The 26722-nt window shown below is 68.4% G+C and carries 23 protein-coding genes; 10 read left to right on the top strand and 13 right to left on the bottom strand.

The features are described from left to right. Window positions 1-6: 6 nt before the first annotated feature. On the top strand, window positions 7-1146 hold the full coding sequence (locus VV02_RS09960; protein ID WP_052591352.1) for a glycosyltransferase family 4 protein: 1140 nt from the start codon (window positions 7-9) through the stop codon (window positions 1144-1146). A gap of 117 nt (window positions 1147-1263) precedes the next feature. On the opposite strand, the gene VV02_RS09955 is transcribed toward VV02_RS09960, so the two are convergent. From VV02_RS09955 to trpS, 8 genes are all read right to left on the bottom strand, one after another. Beyond that, window positions 1264-2001, bottom strand: coding sequence for a succinate dehydrogenase/fumarate reductase iron-sulfur subunit (locus VV02_RS09955; protein ID WP_052591350.1), 738 nt, complete (start codon window positions 1999-2001; stop codon window positions 1264-1266). After that, window positions 2001-3989: a fumarate reductase/succinate dehydrogenase flavoprotein subunit gene (locus VV02_RS09950; RefSeq protein ID WP_052591348.1), complete on the bottom strand. Its 1989-nt coding sequence runs from the start codon at window positions 3987-3989 to the stop codon at window positions 2001-2003. The genes VV02_RS09955 and VV02_RS09950 overlap by 1 nt, the downstream gene beginning before the upstream one ends. Before the next feature lie 11 nt (window positions 3990-4000). Then, on the bottom strand, window positions 4001-4720 hold the full coding sequence (locus tag VV02_RS09945) for a succinate dehydrogenase cytochrome b subunit (protein WP_052591346.1): 720 nt from the start codon (window positions 4718-4720) through the stop codon (window positions 4001-4003). Between the two features lie 67 nt (window positions 4721-4787). After that, window positions 4788-5576, bottom strand: coding sequence for a succinate dehydrogenase/fumarate reductase iron-sulfur subunit (locus VV02_RS09940; RefSeq protein WP_052591344.1), 789 nt, complete (start codon window positions 5574-5576; stop codon window positions 4788-4790). A gap of 49 nt (window positions 5577-5625) precedes the next feature. Beyond that, complete coding sequence (locus VV02_RS09935; protein WP_245633037.1) at window positions 5626-7548, bottom strand: fumarate reductase/succinate dehydrogenase flavoprotein subunit; 1923 nt, start codon at window positions 7546-7548, stop codon at window positions 5626-5628. Continuing rightward, window positions 7548-8354, bottom strand: a complete 807-nt coding sequence (locus VV02_RS09930; protein ID WP_052591343.1) for a hypothetical protein — start codon at window positions 8352-8354, stop codon at window positions 7548-7550. The genes VV02_RS09935 and VV02_RS09930 overlap by 1 nt, the downstream gene beginning before the upstream one ends. Before the next feature lie 101 nt (window positions 8355-8455). Further along, a complete protein-coding gene (locus tag VV02_RS09925; RefSeq protein WP_052591341.1) occupies window positions 8456-8986 on the bottom strand; it encodes a 2'-5' RNA ligase family protein in 531 nt (176 codons plus the stop codon). A gap of 20 nt (window positions 8987-9006) precedes the next feature. Next, window positions 9007-10044: a tryptophan--tRNA ligase gene (gene trpS, locus VV02_RS09920; RefSeq protein WP_052591339.1), complete on the bottom strand. Its 1038-nt coding sequence runs from the start codon at window positions 10042-10044 to the stop codon at window positions 9007-9009. Between the two features lie 145 nt (window positions 10045-10189). Between trpS and VV02_RS09915 the strand changes: the two genes are divergently transcribed. Beyond that, window positions 10190-10987 (top strand): DeoR/GlpR family DNA-binding transcription regulator, encoded by a 798-nt coding sequence (locus tag VV02_RS09915; RefSeq protein WP_052591337.1) that lies wholly within the window; start codon window positions 10190-10192, stop codon window positions 10985-10987. Between the two features lie 77 nt (window positions 10988-11064). On the opposite strand, the gene VV02_RS09910 is transcribed toward VV02_RS09915, so the two are convergent. The 4 genes from VV02_RS09910 to VV02_RS09895 form a co-directional block, all read right to left on the bottom strand. Then, window positions 11065-11706, bottom strand: coding sequence for a SecDF P1 head subdomain-containing protein (locus VV02_RS09910; protein ID WP_052591335.1), 642 nt, complete (start codon window positions 11704-11706; stop codon window positions 11065-11067). Further along, on the bottom strand, window positions 11703-13697 hold the full coding sequence (locus tag VV02_RS09905; RefSeq protein WP_052591333.1) for a S9 family peptidase: 1995 nt from the start codon (window positions 13695-13697) through the stop codon (window positions 11703-11705). The genes VV02_RS09910 and VV02_RS09905 overlap by 4 nt, the downstream gene beginning before the upstream one ends. Before the next feature lie 40 nt (window positions 13698-13737). After that, complete coding sequence (locus VV02_RS09900) at window positions 13738-14493, bottom strand: HAD-IIA family hydrolase (protein WP_083450510.1); 756 nt, start codon at window positions 14491-14493, stop codon at window positions 13738-13740. A gap of 73 nt (window positions 14494-14566) precedes the next feature. Continuing rightward, window positions 14567-15358 carry an exodeoxyribonuclease III gene (locus tag VV02_RS09895; RefSeq protein WP_052591330.1) on the bottom strand — a complete coding sequence of 264 codons (792 nt, stop codon included), beginning with the start codon at window positions 15356-15358 and terminating at the stop codon, window positions 14567-14569. Between the two features lie 245 nt (window positions 15359-15603). Between VV02_RS09895 and VV02_RS09890 the strand changes: the two genes are divergently transcribed. From VV02_RS09890 to VV02_RS09855, 8 genes are read left to right on the top strand one after another with little or no spacing between them, the layout of a single operon-like run. Continuing rightward, window positions 15604-17145 (top strand): tyrosine-protein kinase domain-containing protein, encoded by a 1542-nt coding sequence (locus tag VV02_RS09890; RefSeq protein ID WP_083450054.1) that lies wholly within the window; start codon window positions 15604-15606, stop codon window positions 17143-17145. Between the two features lie 48 nt (window positions 17146-17193). Continuing rightward, window positions 17194-19053 (top strand): polysaccharide biosynthesis protein, encoded by a 1860-nt coding sequence (locus tag VV02_RS09885; protein WP_245633036.1) that lies wholly within the window; start codon window positions 17194-17196, stop codon window positions 19051-19053. Continuing rightward, window positions 19050-20195: a DegT/DnrJ/EryC1/StrS family aminotransferase gene (locus VV02_RS09880; RefSeq protein WP_052591328.1), complete on the top strand. Its 1146-nt coding sequence runs from the start codon at window positions 19050-19052 to the stop codon at window positions 20193-20195. The genes VV02_RS09885 and VV02_RS09880 overlap by 4 nt, the downstream gene beginning before the upstream one ends. Continuing rightward, window positions 20192-20923: a sugar transferase gene (locus VV02_RS09875; RefSeq protein ID WP_281177298.1), complete on the top strand. Its 732-nt coding sequence runs from the start codon at window positions 20192-20194 to the stop codon at window positions 20921-20923. Before VV02_RS09880 ends, VV02_RS09875 begins: the two co-directional genes overlap by 4 nt. Then, window positions 20920-21546 (top strand): NeuD/PglB/VioB family sugar acetyltransferase, encoded by a 627-nt coding sequence (locus VV02_RS09870; protein ID WP_052591326.1) that lies wholly within the window; start codon window positions 20920-20922, stop codon window positions 21544-21546. The genes VV02_RS09875 and VV02_RS09870 overlap by 4 nt, the downstream gene beginning before the upstream one ends. Continuing rightward, window positions 21543-22730 (top strand): glycosyltransferase family 4 protein, encoded by a 1188-nt coding sequence (locus tag VV02_RS09865; RefSeq protein WP_052591325.1) that lies wholly within the window; start codon window positions 21543-21545, stop codon window positions 22728-22730. The genes VV02_RS09870 and VV02_RS09865 overlap by 4 nt, the downstream gene beginning before the upstream one ends. Beyond that, on the top strand, window positions 22727-23842 hold the full coding sequence (locus VV02_RS09860) for a glycosyltransferase (RefSeq protein WP_052591323.1): 1116 nt from the start codon (window positions 22727-22729) through the stop codon (window positions 23840-23842). The genes VV02_RS09865 and VV02_RS09860 overlap by 4 nt, the downstream gene beginning before the upstream one ends. Continuing rightward, complete coding sequence (locus VV02_RS09855) at window positions 23839-25260, top strand: hypothetical protein (RefSeq protein ID WP_052591321.1); 1422 nt, start codon at window positions 23839-23841, stop codon at window positions 25258-25260. The genes VV02_RS09860 and VV02_RS09855 overlap by 4 nt, the downstream gene beginning before the upstream one ends. Here the strand turns inward: VV02_RS09855 and VV02_RS09850 are convergent. Next, window positions 25257-26669: a lipopolysaccharide biosynthesis protein gene (locus VV02_RS09850; RefSeq protein WP_052591320.1), complete on the bottom strand. Its 1413-nt coding sequence runs from the start codon at window positions 26667-26669 to the stop codon at window positions 25257-25259. The two genes, VV02_RS09855 and VV02_RS09850, sit on opposite strands and share 4 nt — an antisense overlap. Window positions 26670-26722 lie beyond the last annotated feature (53 nt).

Below are 26722 nucleotides of genomic sequence, written 5' to 3'. Positions count from 1 at the left end.
AAAGGTGTGCGAATCGCCATCGTGACCGAGTCGTTCCTGCCGACGCTGAATGGTGTCACCACCAGCGTCTGCCGGGTACTGGACTGCTTGCGCGCCGCGGGGCACGAAGCCCTCGTGGTGTGCCCCGGGCCTGCGCCCTCGTCGTACCAAGGTTTCCCGGTCCACACGGTGATGGGCGTGACCCTGCGCCAGTTCCGGGTCGGGCTGCCGTCGTACGACCTCGAGCGAGTACTCAAGGACTTCCAGCCCGACGTCGTGCACGCCGCGTCGCCGTTCGGGCTCGGCGCCCGCGGGCTGGCCGCGGCGCGCAACCTGCGCATCCCGGCTGTCGCGATCTACCAGACCGACATGCCCAGCTATCTGAAGCAGCACGGTGGGCGCGCGGGCGGGATCGTCGAGAAGGCGTCATGGCGGTGGATCCGCCACCTGCACACGCTCGCCGACCTCACCTTGGTGCCGAGTTCGCAGACGCTGCAAGAGCTTTCGGACCACGGCGTCCCGCGGACGGCCCTGTGGAGCCGCGGTGTCGACACCGTGATGTTCGACCCCGACCGACGCCACGAGGCCGAGGTCAGTGACCTGCGCGACATGCTCGCGCCGCGCGGCGAGACGATCGTCGGCTACGTCGGGCGACTGGCACCTGAGAAGGAGGTGCACCGGCTCGCGGAGATCGCGGACCTGCCGGGAGTGAGCCTGTGCATCGTGGGCGACGGGCCGTCTCGCGCGTCGCTCGAACGACTGCTGCCACGAGCGAGCTTCCTCGGCTACCGGTCCGGGTTGCCGCTCGCGCACGCGTACGCCGCGCTCGACGTCTTCGCGCACACCGGCACCAAGGAGACCTTCGGGCAGACGCTCCAGGAGGCGATGGCTGCGGGACTGCCTGTCGTGGCTCCGGCCGCGGGCGGACCACTGGACATCGTGCGCCCGGGCGTCACCGGTCTGCTCTTCGACCCCGACCACGGCGGTGCACTTCGCCAGGCCGTTGGCGGGCTCGTCGCTGACGCCACCATGCGGGAGCGGATGGGCAGCGCGGGGCGGGCCAAGGTCGCCGACCGCTCATGGGCCGGCCTGGTCGATGAGCTGGTGGCCTACTACCAGTCGGTCATCGAGCCCAGCTGGTCCCCGCGTACGACCACCGCCGCCTGACCCGGCAGAAGTTGATCGCCCGCACACGCATACCTGTACCCACCACCACCTTTTGCCGGGGTGCACGAAAGGCGCCCCACCGTTCGTACGACGGTGGGGCGCCTTTCGTGACTGCGCTCAGGCCTGCTTGGCCTTACGGAAGTCGGCGTTCAGAGTGGAGATGACGTCGAGCGGGATCTCCTTAGGGCAGGCCGCCGAGCACTCACCGATGTTGGTGCAGCCGCCGAAGCCCTCGTGATCGTGCTGGTTGACCATCGACACCACACGCGCGTCGCGCTGGGCTTGGCCCTGCGGCAGCTCGGACAGGTGGGTGATCTTGGCACCCATGAACAGCATGCCGGACGCGTTGGGGCAGGCGGCCACGCAGGCACCACACCCGATGCAGGTGGCGGCGTCGAAGGCGCGGTCGGCCTTCGGCTTGGAGACCGGGAGGTTGTTGGCCTCGGTCGCGGCGCCGGTGTTGACCGAGATGAATCCGCCCGCCTGGATGATGCGGTCGAGCGACGAACGGTCCACGACCAGGTCGCGCACCACCGGGAACGCCTCGGCTCGCCAGGGCTCGACCGTGATGGTGTCGCCGTCCTTGAACGAGCGCATGTGCAGCTGGCAGGTCGTGGTGACCTCCGGCCCGTGGGCGTGGCCACTGATCATCAGACCGCACATGCCGCAGATGCCCTCGCGGCAGTCGCTGTCGAACGCGATCGGCTCCTCACCCTTGGTGATGAGCTCCTCGTTGAGGACGTCCAGCATCTCCAGGAACGACATGTCATCGGAGATGTCGCTGACCTGGTACTCCGCCAGGCGGCCGGCGACCTGCGGGCCGTCCTGACGCCAGATCTTGAGGGTGAGGTTCATTATTTGTAGCTCCGCTGCTTCAGCTCGATGAACTCGTAGACCAGGTCTTCCTTGTGCAGCACCGGCGCCGAGCCCTCACCGCCGAACTCCCAGGCCGCGACGTACGCGAAGTTCTCGTCATCGCGCAGTGCCTCGCCGTCGTCGGTCACGCTCTCGGCGCGGAAGTGGCCACCGCAGGACTCGCGACGGTGCAGCGCATCGATGCACATCAGCTCGCCCAGCTCGAGGAAGTCGGCCACCCGGCCGGCCTTCTCCAGCGACTGGTTGAGCGTGTCCGCCGAGCCGAGCACCTTGACGTTGCGCCAGAACTCATCCTTGAGCGCCCGGATGAGGTCGACCGCCTTACGCAGCCCCTCCTCGGTGCGCTCCATGCCGCAGTACTCCCACATGATGTTGCCGAGCTCGCGATGGAACGAGTCGACAGTGCGGTCGCCATTGATGGACAGCAGCGTCGAGATGCGGTCCTCGACAGCCTGTCGAGCCTCGACCACCTCGGGGGCGTCCTCGCTGACCGGCTCGAACGGGCCGTCGGCGAGGTAGTTGCGGATGGTGTTGGGAAGGACGAAGTAGCCGTCGCCGAGGCACTGCATCAGCGACGACGCGCCCAGGCGGTTGGCGCCGTGGTCGGAGAAGTTGGCCTCTCCTACCGCGAACAGGCCTGGGATCGTGGTCTCCAGGTCGTAGTCGACCCAGAGCCCGCCCATCGTGTAGTGCACCGCCGGATAGATGCGCATCGGCACGTCGTACGGCGACTCACCGGTGATCCGCTGGTACATGTCGAAGAGGTTGCCGTACTTCTCCGCGACGGCCTCCTCGCTCATCCGCGCCAGGGCGGCGGAGAAGTCGAGGTAGACGCCGCGGCGGAAGTCACCGACGAGCGGACCGACGCCGCGGCCCTCGTCGCAGACGTTCTTGGCCTGGCGCGAAGCGATGTCGCGCGGGACCAGGTTGCCGAACGCGGGGTAGATCCGCTCCAGGTAGTAGTCGCGGTCCGCTTCGGGGATCTCGCGCGGGTCCTTGCCGCAGTCCTCGGCTCGCTTGGGCACCCAGATGCGGCCGTCGTTTCGAAGCGACTCTGACATCAGCGTCAGCTTGGACTGGTGGTCGCCGCTGACCGGGATGCAGGTCGGGTGGATCTGCGTGTAGCACGGGTTGCCGAAGTAGGCACCCTTGCGGTGCGCGCGCCAGGTGGCCGTGACGTTGCAGCCCATCGCGTTGGTCGACAGGAAGAAGACGTTGCCGTAGCCGCCGGAAGCGAGCACGACCACGTCGGCCAGGTGCGTCTCGATCTCACCGGTGACCATGTCGCGCGCGATGATGCCGCGCGCCTTCCCGTCCTTGACAATGACCTCGAGCATCTCGTGCCGGGTGAACTGCTCCACCGTGCCGTTCGCGACCTGACGCTCCATGGCCTGGTACGCACCGATGAGCAGCTGCTGGCCCGTCTGGCCACGCGCGTAGAACGTACGAGCGACCTGGACACCACCGAACGAACGGTTGTCGAGCAGGCCGCCGTAGTCGCGGGCGAACGGCACGCCCTGCGCCACGCACTGGTCGATGATGCGGGTGCTGACCTCGGACAGGCGGTAGACGTTGTCCTCGCGAGAGCGGTAGTCGCCGCCCTTCACCGTGTCGTAGAACAGCCGGTGGACCGAGTCGCCGTCGTTGTTGTAGTTCTTCGCGGCGTTGATGCCGCCCTGTGCGGCGATCGAGTGCGCCCGGCGCGGGGAGTCCTGGTAGCAGAAGGACTTCACGTGATAGCCGGACTCGCCCATGGTGGCCGCCGCCGAGGCGCCGGCCAGGCCGGTGCCGACGATGATCACCGACAGCTTGCGTCGGTTGCTCGGGTTGACCAGCCGGTTATTGAACTCCGCCTTGGTCCAACGGTTCTCGATCGGCCCGTCGGGGGCCTTGGTGTCGGCGATCGGCGCACCGAGGGTGAACAGGTCACCGCCGGGCAGGTCCGCGCTCGTATTGGTGTCAGTCATTCGTGGAGTCCTTAGTCGATCACGCCGAAGAGCACGAACAGCGGCGGCAGTGCGAAGCCACCGGCCACGACGATCGCCACGGCGTACGCCGCGAGGTTGGCATAGCGGCGAGCGGCGGCGGTCCCGGTCAGGCCGAGCGTCTGAGTCGCGCTCCAGACACCGTGACGCAGGTGCATGCCCAGCGCGACCATGGCCAGCAGGTAGATCACCGTCAGCCACCACGTCTGGAAGTTCTCGACGTAGAGGCGGTAGGGGTTCTCAACGACCTCGGTCGCGTTGCCGTCGGAGCCGACGTTGATCTTGACGATGGTGAACTGCAGCAGGTGCCAGATCAGGAAGATCAGCAACGTGACACCGCCCCACCGCATCCACTTGGCCGAGAACGTCGAGGCGACCCGCTTCTTGACGGCGTAGCGCTGCGGCCGCGCCTTGCGAGCGCGCGCGCTCAGCACGGCGGCGGCGTACACATGCGCGACGAGGGAGACGAGCAGGCCCACGCGCAGGATCCAGAGCAGTCCCTTGTAAGGAAGGATCGGCTCACCGATGGTGCGGATGTGCTCGGCGTAGGTGTTGAACGCCTCCTGGCCGTTGAAGACCTTGAGGTTGCCGTACATGTGCGCAATGACGAAGCCGATGAAGATGATGCCGCTGGCCGCCATGAGCGTCTTCAGGAAGATCGTGCTTCCGACCTTTCCCGTCCGCTTCTTCGCGGGGAGGGTATTGGTTGCCACAGCGTGCAGGTTACTGGCATGTCGGCACGACCAGCCGGTGAGGCTGGCCTATGTGTTCTGGGCCACATCAGCCGCCAGCAGGTGTCTCCTCGCGCCCGTCGTTGTCCCGGTTGCGGATGCCGATCTTGTTGCCCAGCCAGACCAGCGGGTCGTACTTCCGGTCCGCGACCCGCTCCTTCAGCGGGATGATCGCGTTGTCGGTGATGTGAATGCCCTCCGGGCAGACCTCGGTGCAGCACTTGGTGATGTTGCACATGCCGACCCCGGCCGCCTCCTGAGCCAGCGCGCGGCGGTCGTGCGTGTCCAGCGGATGCATGTCGAGCTCGGCGTAGCGCAGGAAGAAGCGCGGACCGGCGAAGCTCTTCTTGTTCTCATCGTGGTCGCGCACGACGTGGCAGGTGTCCTGGCACAGGAAGCACTCAATGCACTTGCGGAACTCCTGGCCACGTTCGACGTCGACCTGCATCATCCGGCGCTTGCCGTCCGGATCCCGCGGTGGCGGCGCGAAGGCCGGCACCTGCTCGGCCTTCTCGTAGTTGAACGAGACGTCGGTGACCAGGTCGCGGATCACCGGGAAGGCGCGCATCGGCGTCACCGTGATGGTCTCGGCCGGGTCGAAGTCCGACAGCCGGGTCATGCACAGCAGTCGGGGCCGGCCGTTGATCTCGGCGCTGCACGAGCCGCACTTGCCGGCCTTGCAGTTCCACCGCACGGCGAGGTCGCCTGCCTGGGTCGCCTGCAGCCGGTGGATCGCGTCGAGGACGACCTCGCCCTCGGAGACCTCGACGGTGTAGTCGCCCAGCTCGCCGCCGGACTTGTCACCGCGCCATACGCGCAACTTCAGGTCGTATCCCACGCTCGTCCAACTCCCTTATCGCTGTAGCTCATTGGTGGGCACCCGGCTGCTAGTCGAGCAGCTTCTTCAGCTCGTCCGGCATCTGCGGCAACGGCTTCTCGGCCAGGTCGACACCGGCTCCGGTGTCGTCGAGCGTGAGCACGAGGTTCTTGGCGCCCCACCCGGGATCGGGCATCGGGAAGTCGTCGCGGGTGTGACCACCACGCGACTCCTGTCGAGCCAGCGCAGCCTTGGCGACGCACTCCGAGACCAGCAGCATGTTGCGCAGGTCCAGGGCCAGGTGCCAGCCGGGGTTGTACTGGCGGTTGCCCTCGACCAGCACGTGCGCGGCACGCTGCTTGAACTTCTCCAGCTCGGCCAGCGACTTCGCCAGCTCATCCTCAGTGCGGATGATCCCGACCAGGTCGTTCATCGTCTGCTGAAGCTCTTGCTGGATCATGTACGCGTTCTCGGTCGTGCCGCCTTCGGCAACCGTCGCAGGGTCGAACGGCACCAACGCCGTACGCTGCGCGTCGCTGAGCTGCTCGTCGGTCACACCCGGGCGCGCGTCACCCAGCCCGGCGGCGTACGCCGCAGCCGCGTCTCCCGCGCGCTTGCCGAAGACGAGCAGGTCGCCCAGGGAGTTGCCGCCCAGCCGGTTCGAGCCATGCATGCCGCCCGAGCACTCGCCGACGGCGTACAGCCCCTCGACCGAGCTGACCTGCACGTCCGGATCGACTTCGATACCGCCCATCACGTAGTGGCAGGTCGGCCCGATCTCCATCGGCTCGGCCGTGATGTCGACGTCGGCCAGCTCCTTGAACTGGTGATACATCGAGGGCAGCCGCCGCTTGATGAACTCCGGCGTGCGCCGCGAGGCGATGTCCAGGAAGATCCCGCCGTGCGGTGTCCCGCGACCGGCCTTGATCTCGGAGTTGATCGCCCGCGCCACCTCATCGCGTGGCAGCAGCTCAGGTGGGCGACGGTTGTTCTCCTTGTCGTCGTACCACCGGTCGGCCTCGTCCTCGCTGTCGGCCGTCTCGGCCTTGAAGAACTCCGGGATGTAGTCGAACATGAACCGCTTGCCCTCGGAGTTGCGCAGGATCCCGCCGTCGCCGCGCACCGACTCGGTGACCAGCAGACCCTTGACCGACGGTGGCCACACCATCCCGGTCGGGTGGAACTGCACGAACTCCATGTTGATCAGCGACGCACCGGCGCGCAGCGCGAGCGCGTGTCCGTCGCCGGTGTACTCCCACGAGTTCGAGGTCACCTTGAACGACTTGCCGATGCCGCCTGTCGCCATGATCACCGACGGCGACTTGAACACCACGAACCGGCCCGTCTCGCGCCAGTAGGCGAAGGCACCGGAGATCCTCGGCTCATCGCCCGTACGGTCCATGAGCAGCTCGGTGACCGTGCACTCCATGAACACCTTGATGCCGAGCGCGACGGCGCGCTGCTGGAGGGTGCGGATCATCTCCAGCCCGGTGCGGTCACCGACGTGTGCCAGGCGCGCGTAGCGGTGGCCGCCGAAGTCGCGCTGGGAGATCAGTCCCTCCGGAGTGCGGTCGAACAGCGCTCCCCAGTCCTCCAGCTCGAGCACCCGCTCGGGCGACTCCTGCGCATGGAGCTCGGCCATTCGCCAGTGGTTGAGCATCTTGCCGCCGCGCATGGTGTCGCGGAAGTGGACCTTCCAGTTGTCCTCCGACCACGCGTTGCCCAGGGACGCCGCGATGCCGCCCTCAGCCATCACCGTGTGCGCCTTGCCCAGCAGGGACTTGCACACGACGGCGACCTTGGCGCCCGCCTCCTGCGCGGCGATGGCGGCCCGCAGACCGGATCCGCCGGCACCGATCACCAGCACGTCGAAGTCGTGGTGCTCGGTGCCGCCGACGGCATCGCCGGACATCTCGTTGCCCGTCATCGGGTGCCGGCTACCTGCGTCCTGTGGTGCGTCGCCGCTACTTGCGCTCTGCTTCGTCGCCGCCATCAGAAGAACCTCGGATCGTCGAACGTACCGCTGGCGACCAACCGGACGTAGAGGTCGGTGAACGCCACGAACACCAGCGAAGCCCAGGCAATCTGGGCGTGCCGCGCATTGAGGCGGGTGGCCTGGCTCCACATCCAGTAGCGCACCGGGTGCTTGGAGAAGTGCCGGAGGCGTCCGCCCATGGCGTGCCGGCAGGAGTGGCAGGACAGGTTGTAGAGCCACAGCAGGGTCGCGTTGCCGATCAGCACCAACGTGCCCAGTCCCATGTGACCCCAGTTGCCCTCGTGGTCACGGAAGGCGATCACCGCGTCGTAGGTGAGGATCCCGTTGAAGATCAACGTGATGTAGAAGAAGTAGCGGTGCACGTTCTGCACGATCAGCGGGAACCGCGACTCGCCCTTGTAGCGCTTGGCCGGCTCGGCCACCGCGCAGGCCGGCGGGGAGAAGAAGAAGGACCGGTAGTAGGCCTTGCGGTAGTAGTAGCAGGTCGCGCGAAGGCCGGCCGGGAAGACGATGATGAGCAGCGCCGGCGTGATCGGGTCGATGCTGGGGAACCAGCCCCAACCGCTGCCCGCCACGCAGTTCTCGCTCAGGCATGGGGAGTACATCGGGGAGATGTAGGGCTCCCAGTAGTAGTTCTTGTTCGCGAACACCGCGTAGGTCAGGTAGGCGGTCACGATGAGCAAGGTGAGTCCGTACGCCAGCGGCGTCAGCCACCATCGGTCACCACGCAGGGTTCGCGCAGCGATCTGCGCACGCCCTGCAGTCCATACCCCCGTGGTGTGCTGGGCCTGCGTCGTGGCCATTCCCACCTCTGCTTACGGTCGCCGCTGTCGTGTGATCTCCATCACCCTAGGGGGCACACCGATCAGCATGTGGCGGAACCGCGTCTCCGATTGTCGGAGCCTCACCCACCGCCGAACGGGAAGCGCTGGACCGATCGCCACACGCGATCGGCGCCGTGCTCGTAGAGGTCGAAGGCCTCCACAGGGAACGTGCACTCGTAGGTCGCCAGCGCCGTGAACGCTTGGTCCAGTGCCGCGGTGTCCACGCCGTGGGCGATCGTCACGTGCGGGTGGTAGGGGAAGTCGAGCTCGCGGTGCACCGGGCCCGACCGAACCCGTCGCTCGAGCTGTTCGCAGGAGCTGATGCCCTCGGCGATCGCGACGAACACCACGGGCGAGATCGGCCTGAACGTGCCGGTCCCCCGAAGCGTCATCCGGAACGGGTCGGCCTTCGCGGCGACGGCAGCGAGGTGGGACACCAGGTCCGCGGCCGCCGGCTGGGCCAGGTCGGTCGGCGGCATCAGCGTGATGTGGGACGGCACGGCGTCGGCGAGCGGATCGCCCACGGCCCGGCGTACGTCCTCGAGCTGTTCGGCGTACGGCGACGGCACCGGGATCGAGACACCGATCGTCCGGGGGTCAGCGGTCGTCATGACAATGCACTCTGCACTACTCAGCGCGCGCCGGGAAGGAACCCGACCGCGTCGTACGCGCGAGCGAGGGTCGCCGCGGCGACCTCACGGGCGCGCTCGGCACCGGCCGCAAGCACTCGGTCGAGCTCGGCCGGGTCGCCGATCAGCTCATCGACCCGGGCCTTGAACGGAGCCTGCACCTGGATGACCAGCTCGGCGACGTCGCCCTTGAGCGCGCCGTACTTGTTCTCACCGGCGTAGCGCTCGACCAGCGTCTCGATGGAGTCACCGGACAGCGCCGCGTGGATGCGCAGCAGGTTGGCGATGCCCGGCTTGGCCTCGGCGTCGAAGCGGACCGCGTTGTCGGTGTCGGTGACCGCGGACTTGACCTTCTTGGTGTTGACCTTGGGCTCGTCCAGCATCATCAGGTTGCCCGCCTGGTTGTCCGCCGACTTGCTCATCTTGGCGGTCGGCTCCTGCAGCGACATGATCTTGGCCGTCTCGCCCGGGATGTGCGCCTCAGGGATACGGAAGGTGTCGCCGTAGCGCGCGTTGAAGCGGCCAGCCAGATCGCGGGTGAGCTCGAGGTGCTGGCGCTGGTCCTCACCGACCGGGACGACCGAGGTGTCGTACAGCAGGATGTCGGCCGCCATCAGCATCGGGTAGGTGAAGAGGCCAACGTTGGTGCCCTCGGCGCCGCGCTTGCCCGACTTGTCCTTGAACTGCGTCATCCGCGCGGCCTCGCCGTAGCCGGTGATGCAGTTGAGGACCCAGGCGAGCTGGGAGTGCTCGGGCACGTGGCTCTGCACGAAGACCGTGGACTTCTCGGGGTCCACTCCGCCGGCGATGTACTGAGCCGCGGTCACGCGCGTACGACGACGCAGCTCCTCCGGCTCGGGCCCGACGGTCAGAGCGTGCTGGTCGACGACGCAGAAGAACGCGTCGAAGTCGGCCTGCATGCGTACCCAGTTGACCTGCGCCCCGAGGTAGTTGCCGAGATGGAGCGAGTCATGGGTGGGCTGCATCCCCGAGAGGATTCGCGGTGCGCCCGAACGTGGCGGGGAGGCCGGCTGCGACATGGCTTGAATTCTGCACTGTCGCAGCGAGACTGCGACATGCGACCCCCTCCCCCGCGTGGTGGACCTTTCCGTCCGGTGCTCAGGTACGACGTCCGGTCCTGTTTACTTGTGGGGAAGTACTGGTCGGCGACGTCGGGAGGGCGCGATGCTGGCACGGCAGCGGCAGGAGCTGATCCTGCGCGAGGTGGAGGACAACGGCGGCGTCCGCGTCTCCGAGCTGGTTGCCACGCTCGGCGTCTCCGACATGACCGTGCGCCGCGACATCGAGACACTTGCCAGCAAGAAGCTCGTCATGAAGGTGCACGGCGGCGCCACCGCCGTCGGCGACCGCCACCCCGACGAGCCGGGCTTCTCGGTGAAGTCGGAGATGAACCCGGTCCAGAAGTCCGAGATCGCCCGCACCGCTGCCTCCCTGATCGGGCCCGGCAGCACCATCGCCGTCTCTGCCGGGACCACCGCGTACGCCGTCGCCGTAGAGCTGCGACCGATCAAACGCCTCACCGTGGTCACCAACTCACCTCGCGTCGCCGAGCTGCTCTACGACCCGTTGCGCGACGACCAGCTGGTTGTCCTGACCGGCGGGGTGCGTACGCCGTCTGACGCCCTGGCGGGCCCCGTCGCCAACGCAATGCTCGCCGGTATGCACGTCGAGACGCTCATCCTCGGTGTCCATGGCATCGACATCCAGGCAGGCCTGACGACGCCGAATCTCCAGGAAGCACAGACCAATCGGGCGCTCATCAAGTGCGCGCAGAGCATCGTGGTGGTGGCCGACCACACCAAGTGGGGCGTCGTCGGGCTGCAGACGATCGCGAACCTGGAGCAGGTCGACACCCTCGTCACCGACGCCGAGCTGGACCACGACGCCCGGCGAGCCATCGCCGACAACGGGGTCCACCTGATCGTCGCGCCCCGCAGCGACCACGACGACGTCGCCGAGTAGACCACCCTCCCGATTCGGTATGGCTTACCGAGCGCTGAGACGTTCGGTAAGCCATACCGGCTCGACCCGCCGTTCTGTCAGGTCGGCATGATGTCGCGGGCGAGCTGGTCCGCTCGATCTCGGGAGAAGGACGCCAGCTGGACCTTGCCGCCCGCGATCGGCTGCAGGACCTCGCCGGCCATCGCGACCATGCGAGCGCGCTGAAAGGCCATCGGACGCCGCTTGCCGGCGGAGCCGTCGGCGGTCTTCGACAGTGACTCGGACAGCGAGGACAGGGACGTCCCGCCGTCCTTGTCGAAGGTGACATCGACCGCCCACTTGCCGGACTGATCCGGCTTGGACGCTGCCGAGGTCACGTGACCATCGATCGCGGCCGGACTGAGGAGGTAGGCCACACCGAGCGCGTCGCACGCCATCAGCGGCTTCGCTGCTGGGGCCGCACCGGCCGTCGTACAGCGGAACTCGGTGAACGCCCGCTCCTCCGCGGGGCTGGGTGCCCAGCGCAGCGCCGCGAGCGTGGCCGCCTGGGCACTCGGGGACGTGACCGGTTCGCTGAAGCGCTCGACCGGTGAGCCCGACTTGGCCGCCTTGCGCAGCACGACGACCCGGACCTGCAACGGATCCTTCGGCGCCGACAGGGTCGGCGACGAGGAGTCCGAGCACCCAGCAGCAAACAGAACCGTAGCGACGGTTGCGCCCACCCAGGCGAAGCGCGTCATCGGACCGCCAGACGTTCGGTGAAGTAGTCGAGCACGATCTCGGCGCGCATCTTGCGGTGGACTGGAGACCCGCCGCGGGTCAGCTCGTGGTCCTCACCCGGGAACCGGTAGAACGTCACGTCCTTGCCCATGAACCGCATCGCGACGAACAGCTCCTCGGCCTGGTTGACCGGGCAGCGCAGGTCGTTCTCCGAGTGGATGATCAGCAGTGGCGTGTTGATCTCCTTCGCCTGATGGATCGGCGACATCGCGGCATACGCATCCGGGTCCTCGACCACGCTGACGCCGAGGAAGACCTGGAACGCGCCGCTGACGTCCGAGGTGAACTCCTCGGTCAGCATGTTGTTGACCGCGCGCTCGGAGCAGATCGCCCGGAAGCGATCGCTGAAACGCGTGGCCAGCGTCGTGGCCATGTAGCCGCCATAGCTCCCGCCGAGCATGCCGACCCGGTCTCGATCACAGAACGCATAGGTCGCGAGCGCGTGATCGAGGACCGCCATCACGTCGTCGACGTCGACCGATCCCCAGCCCGTGCCGGGCACCTTGGGGTGCTTGGCACCGACGATCGACTGTCCCCACGCGGTGTCGCGGCCGCTGCCGCCCCTCGGGTTGCTCATCAGTACGACGAAGCCGGCTGCCGCCTGCATCTGCGCCTCGTCGAAGAACCCCTCGCCGTACTGCGTGAACGGCCCGCCGTGCACGTTGAGCAGGACCGGATAGGTCTGGGAATCATCGAAATTCGCCGGTCGCATGATCCACGCGTCGATCTCACCGGAGCCGTCGGCGCACGGCACCGCGAACTTCTCCCAGCCCGACCACGAAGTCGTCACGTCAGTCACCGGACCGTCGAGCGTGACCAGCTCGGCCGGGTGCTCGACGGTCGCCTGCGCCATCGCGACCTTGCCGGCCGCAGCCGAAAAGCCTTGCACTGCAACGGGACCCGAGGTCAACGGACGTGGCGCCGCGGAGCCGTCGGCCGCGACCTCGTACAGATGGACGTCGCCGTGGTCCTCGGCCGTTGCGAGCAACGTGGCATCGTCGGTCCAGATCGGTGCGCGGGCCCCGGGGAACGGGCTGAAGGTGCGGTCGAGGTCGGTCGACACCCACGTGATCGGTCCGCCGTCGAGAGGGAGCACGCCGACCCTGGCGTTCTGCGGCTCGATCATCGGGTCGTCGTTGCCGAGCAGCGCGACGCGAGTGCCGTCCGGCGACACGGACGGGTGGAAGTAGCCGCCGGTCTGCGAGGTCAGCGCGCGGATCTCACCGTCGAGCGGTACGACGTAGAGGTCCTGCGCGAGGTCGAGGTCCCAGTCGTCGTGCCGCGCCCCGCTGGTGACGACGCCGCTGGAGTCAGCGAGCCACGAGACCCCGTCATGCTGGTGCGGACCCGGCGTGAGGTTGCGCGGGCTACCGGTGCCGTCGGCGCGGACGACGTAGACGTGGGACGGGCGGTCGAAGACCCAGTCCTCACCGTTGAGCCGGGTGAAGAACGTCTCGATCTTGCGCGGCGGCTGCCAGCTCTCGTCCTTGGCGTCGTAGCGCGCGTCGCGGGTCCTGCTGGTGAAGGCGAGGTAGCGGCCGTCCGGGGACCACTGCGGCTCGGCGAAGCCCTCCTTCATCGTCGCGACCGTACGCACCTCGCCGGGCCCGGCGAGCGGCATCACGTGCAGCGTCGCCTCCTTGTCCTTCTCGCCCCGCTTGGACGTGAAGGCGAGCAGTCGGCCGTCAGGAGACCAGGCCGGCTGCGCGTCGTTGGGGCCGGCCGTGACCGGCGCCGGGTCACCGTCCGGGCCGGAGAGCCAGACCCTGGATCGAGTGGTGTTCTCGTCGAGGTCGATGGTCGAGACCACGAATGCGATGCGCTTGCCGTCCGGGGATACGGCGGGGGCCGACACCGACGTACGGTCGTGGAAGAGGTCCTTCAGCATCGCCGAGAACGGTGACTCGGGCTGCTGATCCGGGCGGGCAGGGCTGGATGTCGTCTGGCTCACCTGACGACCGTATGCGAGCGCCCCAGCCGACGACGTCCGATCAGGGGGCGAACTCGTCGATCAGGGGGACGACGTCGGCGATCGACTCGACCACCCGCGTGGGGACGAACGGGTGCCGGTCGACCTGGTGGGCGCGGGTCGAGCCGGTCATCACGAGGATGGTGCGCAGCCCGGCCTCGAGGCCGCTCACGATGTCGGTGTCCATCCGGTCACCGATCATCACGGTGGTCTCGGAGTGGGCGTCGATCCGGTTGAGCGCACTGCGCATCATCAGCGGGTTGGGCTTGCCGACGTAGTAGGGCTCGACGCCGGTGGCCTTGGTGATCAGTGCCGCGATGGAGCCGGTCGCCGGCATCGGACCGTGCGGACTCGGGCCGGTCGCATCAGGGTTGGTCGCGATGAACCGGGAGCCGTCCTCGATCAGCCTGATCGCCCGGGTGATCGCCTCGAAGGAGTAGGTCCGGGTCTCACCGAGCACGACGTAGTCAGGGCTGCGCTCGGTCATGACGTAGCCGACGTCGTGCAGAGCGGTCGTGAGACCGGCCTCGCCGACGACGTACGCCGAACCGCCCTCACGCTGGTCCTGCAGGAACTGCGCGGTGGCCAGCGCCGAGGTCCAGATGGCCTGCTCGGGGATGTCGATACCGGACGCGTGCAGCCGCGCCCGCAGATCGCGCGGGGTGTAGATCGAGTTGTTGGTCAGCACCAGGAAGCGCCGACCCGAGTCCTGCAGGTGGCGCAGGAAGTCGGCCGCACCCGGGATGGCCTGCTCCTCGTGCACGAGGACGCCGTCCATGTCGGTGAGCCAGCACTCCACCGGTTTGCGTGAGGTCACCTGCCCAGTCTTGCAGGAGTCTCACCAAGAAGACTCAGTCCACCGCGTAGTCGACGATGACCGCGGCGTGATCACTCCAGCGCTCGGCGTACGAGGCCGCGCGTCCGACCTCCGCGTGCTTCACCTGGGTCGCGAGCGAGGGGCTGGCGATCTGGTAGTCGATCCGCCAGCCCGTGTCGTTGTCGAACGCCTGCCCGCGCCAGGACCACCAGGTGTACGGACCGTCCACGTCACCGGCGTACGCCCGCCCCACGTCGACCCAGCCGTCGTCGAACCATTCGCTCAGGCGGCTCTGCTCTTCCGGGAGGAATCCGGACTTGCCGCGATTGCCCTTCCAGTTCTTCAGGTCGCGCTGGGTGTGGCAGATGTTCAGGTCGCCGGTGAGGACGGCATGTCCGTCGCGCAATGTCGCTAGGCGGCGGCTGATGGTGTCCAGGTAGGCGAGCTTCTCGACCTGCCGCTCCGTGCCCGCCTCACCGGTGAAGACGTAAGTCGAGATGACCGTGATGACCGCGCCGCCAGGAGTCGCGATGTCGGCCTCGACCCAGCGGCCGAGGTCGGGGTGGTCCGCCAGGTCGAGCGAGCGGCGTACGACCGGGTGTCGGCTGAGCACCGCGACGCCCGCTCTCCCGGCTGCCGGGCCTGAGGCATGGACGACCTGCCAGTCCACGAATGCGGTTGGTGCCAAAGCGGACTCGAGCTGCTCAGGGGTGGCTCGGACTTCCTGGAGCGTCACGACATCGGGTGCCTGGTCAGCGAGCCAGTCGAGGCCACCTCGACGGACCGTCGCACGGATGCCATTGACGTTGGCAGTGATCAGACGCATGGCCGCCGATCGTAGGCGGCGAGCTCACCGAGTCGCTGGCCGGGCAGGGGCCGGAGTGTGCCACAAAACCCATTCCGACTGGCGAGTAACGACATAGGCGATTAGCACATGAGACCCGCAATCTGCACCGCAAAGCCGACAAGTCGCTATGTCACGTTTTGGTGTCTGTCGCCGATATGCTTCCGCGGGCGGCCAAGAGAGTCGGCCGTGTCTTGTGACGTGAGCACCACCGTGAAAGGGAATACGTGGACCTGCAGAGCTATGCGCGCATTTTGCGAAAGCGCTGGCGAATCATCCCCGCTGTTGCCCTTCTGGTCGTCGCACTTGCCACGCTGCTCACGGTGCTGACTCCGAAGACGTATCAGTCGAACATCCAGTTCTTCGTCTCGACGTCGGACTCATCGGACTCGGCTCAGCTCGCGCAGGGCAGCACCTTCACCCAGCAGCGCGTGAAGTCCTACACCGAGCTGCTCAAGACGCCCAAGGTGCTCGGCCCGGTGGTCCAGCAGCTGAAGCTGCCGCTGACCCCGACCCAGCTCGCGGCTCACGTGAGCACCAACATCCCGGTCGACACGGTCCTCATCGACGTCTCGATCACCGATCGCAGCGCGGCCCGGGCGAAGGCCATCGCGAAGTCGGTCAGCGAGCAGTTCCCCAAGACGGTGCAGGACCTCGAGCGGGTCAAGGCTGACAGCCCGAGCCCGGTGAAGGTCACGGTCGTCAAGGACCCGCAGGCCTCGCCCGGAGCGGTCAGCCCCCGCCCGGTCCGCAACATCGCCCTGGCCCTGATGCTCGGCCTCCTGCTGGGCGTTGCGGTCGCGATCCTGCGACACATCCTCGACAGCCGGGTCCGCACCAAGGAAGACATCGAGGAGCTGACCGACGTCACCGTGATCGGTGGCATCCCGTACGACTCCGAGGCCAGCTCCCAGCCGCTGATCGTGCAGGCCGACCCGCAGTCCGGCCGCGCTGAGGCGTTCCGCTCGCTGCGTACCAACCTGCAGTTCGTCGATGTGGCCAACCACCCGCGCACGATCGTGGTCACCTCTTCGCTGGCCGGCGAGGGCAAGACCACCACCACGGCCAACCTCGCTCTGGCGATGGCCGAGTCCGGCGCGAGCGTGTGCCTCATCGAGGGCGACCTGCGCCGGCCACGGCTGCTGGACTACCTCGGCATGGAGGGCGGCGTCGGCCTGACCGACGTGCTCATCGAGCGCGCGGACCTGCGTGACGTGCTGCAGCCGTTCGGCAAGCACCGGCTCGCCGTGCTCGGCGCCGGTGCCATCCCGCCCAACCCGAGCGAGCTGCTCGGCTCGACAGCCATGCGCGAGACGCTGGCCCGTCTGCAGAGCAGCTTCGACTACGTCCTGATCGACGCTCCCCCGCTGCTGCCGGTGACCGATGCCGCCGTGCTCAGCACGCTCGTGGGTGGAGCCGTTCTGGTCAGTGGCTCCGGCATCGTGACCCGCGACCAGCTGGACACCGCTCTCGACTCGCTGGCGACCGTCAACGGCCGAGTCCTGGGGATCGTGCTCAACCGCATTCCCCGCAAGTCCGCCGGCGGCTACTACGACTACCGCTACGAGTACCGCCCGACCGAGCCGGCCAAGGGCGGCCGCAAGCTCGGCAAGCGCGGTGGCGGCAAGAACAGTGGCAAGAGCAGTGGTGGTGGCAGCAGCAGCCGTGGCGGCGGTAGTAGCCGTGGCGGCAGCAAGACCGCCGAGAGCGACGGTGACGGCGCGAGCCGTGGCCGACGTACGGCCGTCAGCAGCAGCTCCGCCTCCTAAGTGAGTTCACCGACCCAGCAGGACAGGGGACACAGTTCCATGAGCGTCATGACGCGTCGGGAGCGTCTGGTCCAAGGTGTTTGGGCTGCCGTCGATGCAGCCATCGTGGCCCTCGCGACCTACGTCGCCGCGTGGCTTCGATTCGACCTCCATGTCACGCACATCAACAGCTGGCCGATCGCCCAGTTCGCGGCGGTCGCCTGCGTGGTCCACCTGGTGGGCGGTGTCGTCCTCGGTCCCTATCGCGTTGGACACCAACGTGGTTCGTTCGAGGAGACCGCCGACATCGGCCGGGTCGCGGTGTTCAGCGCGGTCACGCTCAGCGCCATCGTGCTGCTGACGCCGTGGCTCGATGTGCCGCGCAGCCTGCCGATCGCGGTGCCGGCGTTCGCCGTCGTCGGGATGTTCACGCTGCGGTTCGTCGTGCGCTCCTATCGCTGGGGCCGGACCACCAGCCGCGACGAGGACCACAAGATCATCGTGTTCGGTGCGGGTGAGGGTGGCCGCCAGCTGATCCGCGCCATCCAGCGCGACCAGCACGCGCCGTACGCTCCCGTCGCCCTCCTGGACGACGACCCGCGCAAGCGTCGTCTCAAGATCGACGGCGTGCCGGTCCGCGGTGACCGCAGCCGGCTCGCGTCGCTCGCCGAGAGCAGTGGTGCTCGGTCCCTCGTGATCGCGATGCCGAGCGCCGACGCCGACCTCGTCCGCGACCTCAGCCACGAGGCGCGGCGCGCCGGCCTCGAGGTGCTGATCCTGCCGACCGTGCAAGAGCTGATCGGTAGCCCGCGTGGCCAGGACCTGCGCCAGCTCAACCTCGAAGACCTCCTCGGCCGTCGCCGAATCCGCTTGGACGAGAACGCTATTGCCGACTCGATCTCCGGCAAGACCGTTCTGGTGACTGGTGCCGGCGGCTCCATCGGCGCCGAGCTGTGCCGCCAGATCGCCCGCTTCGGTCCCAAACGGCTGCTGCTGCTCGACCGCGACGAGTCCGCACTGCACGCCGCTCAGATGAGCCTCACCGGCCGCGCGCTGTTGGACGACGGCACGCTCGCCCTCGTCGACATCCGCGACCTGGACGCGCTGCGGGTGCTGTTCCAGCGCGAGAAGCCCGACCTGGTGTTCCACGCGGCCGCGCTCAAGCACCTCACCCTGCTGGAGCAGTTCCCGCTCGAGGGCTGGAAGACCAACGTGCTGGGCACTCGCAACGTCCTGCAGGCGGCGTACGAGTCGGGTGTCGAGACGTTCGTCAACATCTCGACCGACAAGGCCGCCAACCCCAGCTGTGTGCTCGGCTACAGCAAGCGGCTCGCCGAGCGGCTCACGGCCGACTTCGCCCACCGCGGCAAGGGCACCTTCGTCAGCGTCCGCTTCGGCAACGTGCTGGGCTCGCGCGGGTCGGTCATCTCCGCCTTCACCTCGCAGATCGAGCGCGGCGGCCCGATCACCGTCACCCACCCCGAGGTCGAGCGCTACTTCATGCTGATCCCCGAGGCGTGCCAGCTGGTCCTGCAGGCCTCGGCCATCGGGCAGGACGGCAACGTCATGGTCCTGGAGATGGGCGAGCCGGTAAAGATCGTCGAGGTCGCCCGCACGCTGATCGAGCTGTCCGGCAAGCCCGGCATCGAGATCGTCTACACCGGGCTACGACCGGGCGAGAAGCTCACGGAGGAGCTGTTCATCCCTGGCGAGCAGATCAACCGGTCGATCCACCCGCAGGTCAACTACGTCGGCGTCCCGTCGATCACGCCGCACCAGGTGCTGACGGCACACCCGCACGACCACGAGTCCGCCCACGCCTGGATGCGTGACGAGGCCACTGCCGACCGGCCCTCGCCGCGTCTGCCTGACGTCGAGCTGGCAGAGGTTCGGGCCGCCTACGGCGTACGCGTGAAGGAGCAGGCGTGACAGCCCCCCGCATCCACCTGTCGAAAGCGCACGTCACCGAGGTCGAGGAAGAGCTGGTCCTGGAGGCGCTGCGGTCCGGCTGGGTCGCGCCACTGGGTCCGATGGTCGACCGCTTCGAGGCGGAGATCGCCGAGCGGGTCGGTGTCGCCTCCGCGCTCGCCCTCGCCTCGGGCACGGCCGCGCTGCACCTCGCACTGCTGCACCACGGTGCCGGCCCCGAGACCGTGGTCGTGCTGCCGTCGATGACGTTCGCGGCATCGGCCAACGCCGTGCTCTACACCGGCGCTCAGCCGGTGTTCGTCGACTCGCAGGCCTCGGACGCCAACCTCGACGTCGACCAGGTACTCCAGGCCGTCGACACTCTCCAGGTCGAGGGCAAGACCGTCGCGTGCGTGATGTCGGTCGACCTGTTCGGTCGTAGTGCGGACTACTCCCGGCTCGAGCCGGCGCTGGCCAAGCGCGGCGTCGCCCTGGTGGAGGACGCCGCTGAGGCGCTCGGTGCCTCGCACGCCGGTCGGGCCGCAGGCTCGTTCGGCAGCGCGGCCGCCCTGTCGTTCAACGGCAACAAGATCATGACCACCTCCGGCGGCGGCATGCTGATCAGCGACGACACCGACCTGGTCGACCGCGCGCGCTACCTGTCGACGCAGGCGCGCCAGCCGGCGCCCTGGTACGAGCACACCGAGATGGGCTTCAACTACCGGATGTCCAACATCCTGGCGGCTCTCGGGGTCGGCCAGCTGTCACGGCTGGACGAGATGATCGCCCGCCGACGCGCACACCGGCAGGCCTACGCCGACACGCTCGGGCGGCTGCCCGGCGTACGACTGCTCGGCCGCACCGATGGCGACACCGACGTCGACGACAACTGCTGGCTGACCTGCATCGTGCTCGACCCGGCCGAGGTGTCGGTCAGCGCCGACGACGTGGTGGCCGCGCTGGATGCCCAGCAGATCGAGGCCCGCCATCTCTGGAAGCCGATGCACCTCCAGCCGCTCTACGAGCGGGGCCGGATGTTCGGCGGCAAGCAGTCGGAGACGTTGTTCGTCTACGGCGTGACGCTGCCGAGCGGGTCCGAGCTGTCGGACAGCGACGTCGAGCGCGTCATCGAAGCCACGACCGCAGCAGTGAGTGCAGCATGACCAACCGCAACCAGGAGACCGTCACGATGCAGCTCAGTGCCCAGGGACGCCGCGTAGCCAAGCGGGTCCTGAAGTCGCGCCGCTTCAAGCGAGGCTTCGACCTGTCGGTCGCCGTGCCCGCACTCGTCGTCAGTGCGCCCATCCAGCTGGCCGTGGCGGTGGCCGTACGCCGGCGCATGGGCGGTCAGGTGCTGTTCCGTCAGACGCGTCCCGGCTTGGACGGCAAGCCGTTCGAGATGGTGAAGTTCCGCACGATGCTCGACGTTGACGAGGCCAAGGGGCTCGTCACCGACGAGCAGCGGATGACGCCGCTGGGTGCCACGCTGCGGGCGACCAGCCTCGATGAGCTCCCCGCCCTCTGGAACGTCGTGAAGGGCGACATGTCGCTGGTCGGCCCGCGACCGCTGCTGGTGCGCTACCTCGACCGCTACTCCGCCGAGCAGGCTCGTCGGCACGAGGTGAAGCCGGGCCTCACCGGTCTCGCCCAGGTGTCCGGACGCAACACGATCTCGTGGGACGACCGACTCGCGCTGGACGTCGAGTACGTCAAGAACCGCAACCTCGCGCTCGACATGCAGCTCATCTGGCGGACCGTCTCCCCCGTGCTGCGCCGCGACGGCATCGCCGAGGACGGCAGCGTCACCATGACCGAGTTCTTCGGACCCTCCGGTCAGGCGAAGACCATCGACATCGAGGCCGGCCGGGTCTCCGAGGCCTCTGTGGCATGACCGAACAGCTGGTCATCATCGGCTGCGGCGGGTTCGGCCGTGAGGTCCTCGGCATCGTGGCGGCCATCAATGCGCGGGACGCGCGGTGGTCGGTCGCCGGCTACGTCGACGACGGTCCTCGCGAGGAGGACCTCGCCCTGCTCAAGCGCCTCGACGTACGCCACCTCGGTCCACTCACCGAGCTGGACAGCCTCGACGCCCGCGCCGTCATCGGCATCGGCTCCGCCACCGCCCGGCAGTCCATCGACCGGGCGCGACCGCAGCAGCAGTGGGCAACGCTGATCCACCCCGACACCACGATCGGCCAGGACGTCGAGCTCAGCCCCGGAGTCGTGATCGCGCCGGGCGTGCGGCTGAGCACTCACATCCGAGTCGGTCGCCACGTGCACGTCGACCAGAACGCCGCCGTCGGTCACGACGTCGAGCTCGGCGACTACAGCCGGCTCAACCCGCAGGCCTGCGTCTCCGGCAATGTCTCCGTTGGGGCAGGCGCCTTGATCGGCGCGAATTCCACTGTGCTGCAAGGTCTTTCGATCGGAGAAGGCTCGACGGTGGGAGCCGGCGCGGTCGTCGTACGAGACACAGGAAACCACGCTGTGGTGAAGGGAGTGCCCGCTCGATGAAGCACGTCGTCGTGCTCAACCAGTTCGCGATCCCGCGGACCCAGAGCGGCGGGACCCGTCACGTCGACCTGTTCAGCCGGGTGGACGGCTGGGCGCCGCTCATCGTCGCGGGCAACCGCAACTACAACACCCAGCAGTCCTACTCGACCGACGACGAACGCTTCCGGCTGCTGCCGATCCCGTCGTACGAGGGCGCGAGCCTCACCCGGATGCTCGGCTGGGCGCTCTATGCCGCTCAGGCAACGGGCGTCGGTGCGACCCGTCGTCGGGTCGATGCGGTCTACGCCTCGACGCCTCACCTGCTCGCACCCGTCGCGGGCTGGGCCGTGGCCCGGCTGCGGCGCGCGCCGCTGATCGTCGAGGTTCGCGACCTGTGGCCCGAGTCGATCATCGGTGCGGGCGCGCTGACTCGCGGGAGCCGGCTGCATCAGGTGCTCGAGGGTCTGGAGCGCTGGATCTATCACCACGCCGACCGCATCGTCGTCGTGACGCCCGGCTGGGAGCCGCACTTCGAGTCCCTCGGCGTCGACCTGGACAAGGTCGTGATCGTGCCCAACGGCACCGAGACCTCCGACTTCGAGTGCGATGAGGACCGCACCGCGCTGCGCGAGGAGTTCGGCTTCACCCAGGACACCGCGGTCTACGCCGGAGCGCACGGCCCGGCCAACGGCCTCGACATGGTCCTGGACGCGGCGCGCGAGCTGCCGCATGTCGACTTCGTGCTCGTCGGATCGGGCACCGAGAAGGCTCGTCTGCGCCAGGCGGCCGACGATCTGGACAACGTTCGCTTCCTCGACCCGGTCCCCAAGCCCGAGCTCGCCCGCATCCTCGCGGCCGCGGACTTCGGCGTGCACTGCATCGAGCCGCTCCCGGTGCTGACCTCGGGCATGAGCCCCAACAAGCTGTTCGACTACATGGCAGCCGGCCTGCCGATCGTGAGCAACGCCGGCGAAGGCTTGCGGACGGTCGTCGCGGACGGCGAGGCCGGGCGTACGGGCGAGCCCAACTCGCTGCCCCGCTCGCTGAAGGACCTTGCCTCCTCCGACGCTGCGCAGCGCCGGCAGTGGGCCGAGAGGGGGCGCCGCATCGTCACGACGCGCTTCTCGCGCACCGGCGCGGCACGTACGCTGACCGGCGTGCTCGAGGCGGCCAGCACCTCAGGACGGAAGGCGGTGAGCCGATGACGACGCGACCGGACGTCGTACACCTCACGACGGCACACCCGCCCACGGACAACCGCATCTTCCGCAAGGAGTGCACCGTCCTGCACGAGGCCGGTATCGACGTGCACGTCATCGCCACCCAGGACGCCGACTCCGTCGTGGACGGCATCCCCGTCCATGCCCTCCCCCGGCGCAGCAACCGGCTGACCCGGATGGCACTCGGGCCGGTCGACGCGCTCCGGACCGTACGCCGGCTGCAGCCGCAGGTGGTCCACATCCACGACCCCGAGCTCATCCCGGTCGTTGCCCTGTGGAAGGCCACCTCGCGCGGCAAGGCGATCTTCGACTCGCACGAGGACCTCGGCAAGCAGGTCATGGGCAAGCCCTACCTGCCGACCTGGAGCCGCCCGGCGGTCGCGACCTTCGTGCGCGGGCTCGAGGCGATGGCTGACCGGTCCTTCGACGCCATCGTCACCGCGACGCCGTCGATCGCCCGCAACTTCCGCAACAAGCGGGTCACCGTGGTGCAGAACTTCCCGTGGCTGCGCGACTTCCCTCTGCCGACGCCGATGCCCCAGGGTTCGCCCGTCAAGCTCTGCTACATCGGCGGCATCTCGGCCGGCCGCGGGTCACGCGAGATGGTCGCAGCGGTCGATGCGATGCCGGCGGAGACCGAGCTGGTGCTCGCCGGGCCGGTCGCGCCCGACGCACGCTCGCACGTGGACGACAGCAGCGACCGGGTCGACTACCGCGGGGTCGTGGCCGCTCGGGACATCCCGGAGATGCTGGCCGACAGCACGGTCGGTCTCGCGGTCCTGCACCCGCTGCCCAACTACCTCGAGGCCCAGTCGACCAAGATCTTCGAGTACATGGCGGCCGGCCGGCCGTTCGTGGCTTCGGACTTCCCGTCGTGGAAGCTGATGTTCGGGTCCTACGACTGCGGCACGCTCGTGAATCCCCTTGATGTCGAAGCGATCTCGTCTGCTGTCTCGACGCTGGTCGATGATCCGGACCGGGCCGCTGACATGGGTCGACGCGGGCGACACGCTGTCGAGACGGTGTTCAACTTCGAGATCGAGGGCGCCAAGCTGGTCGCGCTGACCCGCGACCTCCTGGCACGTACGCGCACATGACGGCCACCCAAGCCCGCCCTGCGCGGCCGGGCGGCGCGCGGCGTACCGGCGCGTCCCGCAAGCGGCCCGAGGGGCCTCGCCTCAACACCGTCAACATCTTCGCGACGGTGCTCTACGCGGTCCTGCTCGTGCTGGTGATCGACTACTTCATCGCCGACCACTTCCGCTACATCGGCTACACGTCGCGTCCGTGGCGGTGGCGCGACGTCGCGGTCTGGCTGGTCATGCTCGCCGTCCTCGGCTCGATGAACTTCCGCCGCTGGATCCATCCCTCGCACGCGGCGTTCACCTTCCTGCTGGCGACGGTCGGCATCCCGATCCTGTCGATCCCGGTGTTCTGGGGGCCGCTCAGCCCGTGGGGCGTCTTCGTCCTGCAGGTGACCACGCTCGCCACCTTCGGGATCATCCGGTTGTGCCTGATGGGCGGGCGTACACCGACGCGTGGAGTCGAGCTGCCCGAGTCACTCTTCTGGGTCCTGGTGTTCGGCTTCGTCACGGCCGGCCTCGGTTACCTGATCCTGAGCCTTGGCATCTCGCCGGGGATGCTGAGTCTGAACGACGTCTACGAGCAGCGCTCGGAGTACACCTCCAACGTCAGCTCCATCGGTGCTTACCTCGTCGGCTGGGTCGGCGCGGGTGTGCTGCCCGTCGTGCTCGGCGCCGGCATGTACCGGCGCAACAGACCGCTCACCGTGGCCGCGGCCATGGGCATCCTCGTGCTCTACAGCATCACCGGCTACAAGTCCTACCTCGTCGGCGTCGCCCTCACGATGGGCGCGTACTTCCTGTGCTCACCCAAGCGTCGGCAGGGCTATCAGTGGCTGCTGGCGCTCGGCGGCACGGTGGTGGCAGCCGGCGTCATCGACTACATCACGCACGGCTTCGCGTTCTCCTCGTTGCTGGTGCGCCGCGCGCTGTCTACCGCCGGGCTCAACACCGCGCTGTACTTCGACTACTTCTCCGAGCACCCGCGCTACGGCCTGCGGCACAGCGTGCTGTCCTTCATGGGCGCCCCGCCCTACGAGCTGACGCCCTCGCACCTGATCGGCTACCAGTACTACCGCTCCTCGTCCGTCGCCGCGAACGCCAACCTGGTGGCTGACGGCTACGCCAACTTCGGCATCGCCGGCTGCCTCGGCATGGCCGTGGTGCTCGGGCTCTATCTGCGCTGGTTCGACAAGTGGTCGGCTCACCTGCCGCTGCAGGTCTCCGCGCCGGCCATGACGCTCGTGCTGGTGGCCGCCGCCAACACCGCGGCGCTGACCGTGCTCTCGACACATGGCGGCATCGTGCTCGCCCTGATGATGCTCGGCATGCCGGTCGCGGTCCGAAGTACCACGTGGGGTGCTCCCAAGACCCCGCGAAAACAGACTCCACGACGGCGTACGGGCACGTCGCTCTCCCGGCCCCGGCGCTAACGCCGCCGACTGCTCTCGTGCGTGCGGCGCTCGTGCCACAGCGCGCCGAGCGTCGCGACCGGGTCGGCCGCCTGGTCGTGCTGGGCCTCCGTGCCCTCGTGCCAGTCCAACCAGTCCAGGCTCGGCGCGTCCGGATCGGGGCGGTCGACCTGCTGTGTACGCACCTCGTCCAGGTCCTCCTCCGTCGGACTCGGGCCGCCGAGCTTGTGCCGGCCGGTGACCGACATCATCACCAGGTGCAGCAGCACGGCGTACAGCACGATCTGGCTCGCTGAGTAGGTCGCGATCGTCGCCCACAGGGGTGCGCCGAACGCCCACGGCACGAGCAACGACAGCACCAGCAACGTGAGTCGAATCAGGTCCCAGCGCAGCAGGTCCCGGTTGTTGCGGGTCATGTTCATCAGCTGGGAGAAGGGCGCGACCGCGAACTGGAACAGGGCTCCCGGCGCCAGCCACGCGACCAGGACACCGACCTCCTTCCACTCCGAACCCAGCACCCGCGGCGCAAGCCACGGACCCAGGGCCATCGCCAGCACACAGGGCACGATGCCGACGACGAGCAGGTCGCGCACGCCGTGCCGCACGACCGAGCGAGCCGGGCCACCGAGGCGCAGGATGCGCCCGATCTCACCGATGGACGCAGCGGCCGCCGCCTGCCCGATGATGCCCAGCGGACTCACCAGGACCCGGACCGCCATCGCGAGCGCACCGACCCGGACACTCCCGTAGGTCGCTGAGGAGAGGAGGATCAGTCCCTGGCCCGCGATCGAGTTGACGCCCGCGCTCGCGCCTGCGATCAGGCCGTAGCCGCGGAACTGCGCCCAGGTCGAACCGAGGGATCGACGACGTCTGGAACCCGGGCGGATCGCCACCGGCGCCATCCAGACTGCTCTGGGCAGCAGGAAGCCGAGCAGCAGGGCGAGCTCCGAGGCGCGCCACCAGCCCGCGACCACCTGAACCAGACCCGTGCCGGCGCCCTGGATGAAGTTGGCCGCGCCCAGCCAGCGGTAGCCGCCGCGCCGAGCCAGGTGGGCCGTACCGATCAGCTGGAGCGAGCCGGCCAGGACGACCGGGCCGACGAGCCACCAGGCCCGAGGCGCTCCGAGCATCACCGCGCCGATGGCCACCCAGGTCGCGACGAGCGATGTCAGGGCCGCGACGACCAGTGCCAGGGACATCAGCGCCCGCGCCACGGCATCGTCCGGCTCGCTCTGGGCCCGCACTTCCAGGCGCAGCGTCGAGAGCCCGACCGCGGCCGTACCGACCGCGACGATCGTCGAGAAGAGCCCGAACGTCGCCGGGCTGTAGATCCGCGAAAGGACCGGCGTGAGCAGGAGATTGATCCCGAAACCCAACGCGCTGCCTGCGAGGACCGTCAGTCCGGCACGTCGCAAAGGCGCGGAGGTCACCCGGGGCACACTACCGAATCACGGCGGGCGCGCCCGGGCCCGTGCCCGCCCCG

Origin of the sequence: Luteipulveratus mongoliensis (genome assembly GCF_001190945.1) — a bacterium.
Taxonomy (GTDB): domain Bacteria; phylum Actinomycetota; class Actinomycetes; order Actinomycetales; family Dermatophilaceae; genus Luteipulveratus; species Luteipulveratus mongoliensis.
Note: the sequence above shows the minus strand (reverse complement) of the source record. Positions and strands in the feature narration are given on the sequence as shown.

Coding starts and splice junctions, on each gene's coding strand:
- VV02_RS09955 (WP_052591350.1), bottom strand. CDS start 2,001: ATGAACCTCACCCTCAAGATCTGGCGTCAGGACGGCCCGCAGGTCGCC.
- VV02_RS09895 (WP_052591330.1), bottom strand. CDS start 15,358: ATGCGTCTGATCACTGCCAACGTCAATGGCATCCGTGCGACGGTCCGT.
- VV02_RS09865 (WP_052591325.1), top strand. CDS start 21,543: ATGAAGCACGTCGTCGTGCTCAACCAGTTCGCGATCCCGCGGACCCAG.
- VV02_RS09910 (WP_052591335.1), bottom strand. CDS start 11,706: ATGACGCGCTTCGCCTGGGTGGGCGCAACCGTCGCTACGGTTCTGTTT.
- VV02_RS09875 (WP_281177298.1), top strand. CDS start 20,192: ATGACCAACCGCAACCAGGAGACCGTCACGATGCAGCTCAGTGCCCAG.
- VV02_RS09915 (WP_052591337.1), top strand. CDS start 10,190: ATGCTGGCACGGCAGCGGCAGGAGCTGATCCTGCGCGAGGTGGAGGAC.
- VV02_RS09930 (WP_052591343.1), bottom strand. CDS start 8,354: ATGGCCACGACGCAGGCCCAGCACACCACGGGGGTATGGACTGCAGGG.
- VV02_RS09870 (WP_052591326.1), top strand. CDS start 20,920: ATGACCGAACAGCTGGTCATCATCGGCTGCGGCGGGTTCGGCCGTGAG.
- VV02_RS09950 (WP_052591348.1), bottom strand. CDS start 3,989: ATGACTGACACCAATACGAGCGCGGACCTGCCCGGCGGTGACCTGTTC.
- VV02_RS09860 (WP_052591323.1), top strand. CDS start 22,727: ATGACGACGCGACCGGACGTCGTACACCTCACGACGGCACACCCGCCC.
- VV02_RS09885 (WP_245633036.1), top strand. CDS start 17,194: ATGACGCGTCGGGAGCGTCTGGTCCAAGGTGTTTGGGCTGCCGTCGAT.
- VV02_RS09925 (WP_052591341.1), bottom strand. CDS start 8,986: ATGACGACCGCTGACCCCCGGACGATCGGTGTCTCGATCCCGGTGCCG.
- VV02_RS09855 (WP_052591321.1), top strand. CDS start 23,839: ATGACGGCCACCCAAGCCCGCCCTGCGCGGCCGGGCGGCGCGCGGCGT.
- VV02_RS09935 (WP_245633037.1), bottom strand. CDS start 7,548: ATGGCGGCGACGAAGCAGAGCGCAAGTAGCGGCGACGCACCACAGGAC.
- trpS (WP_052591339.1), bottom strand. CDS start 10,044: ATGTCGCAGCCGGCCTCCCCGCCACGTTCGGGCGCACCGCGAATCCTC.
- VV02_RS09900 (WP_083450510.1), bottom strand. CDS start 14,493: ATGGACGGCGTCCTCGTGCACGAGGAGCAGGCCATCCCGGGTGCGGCC.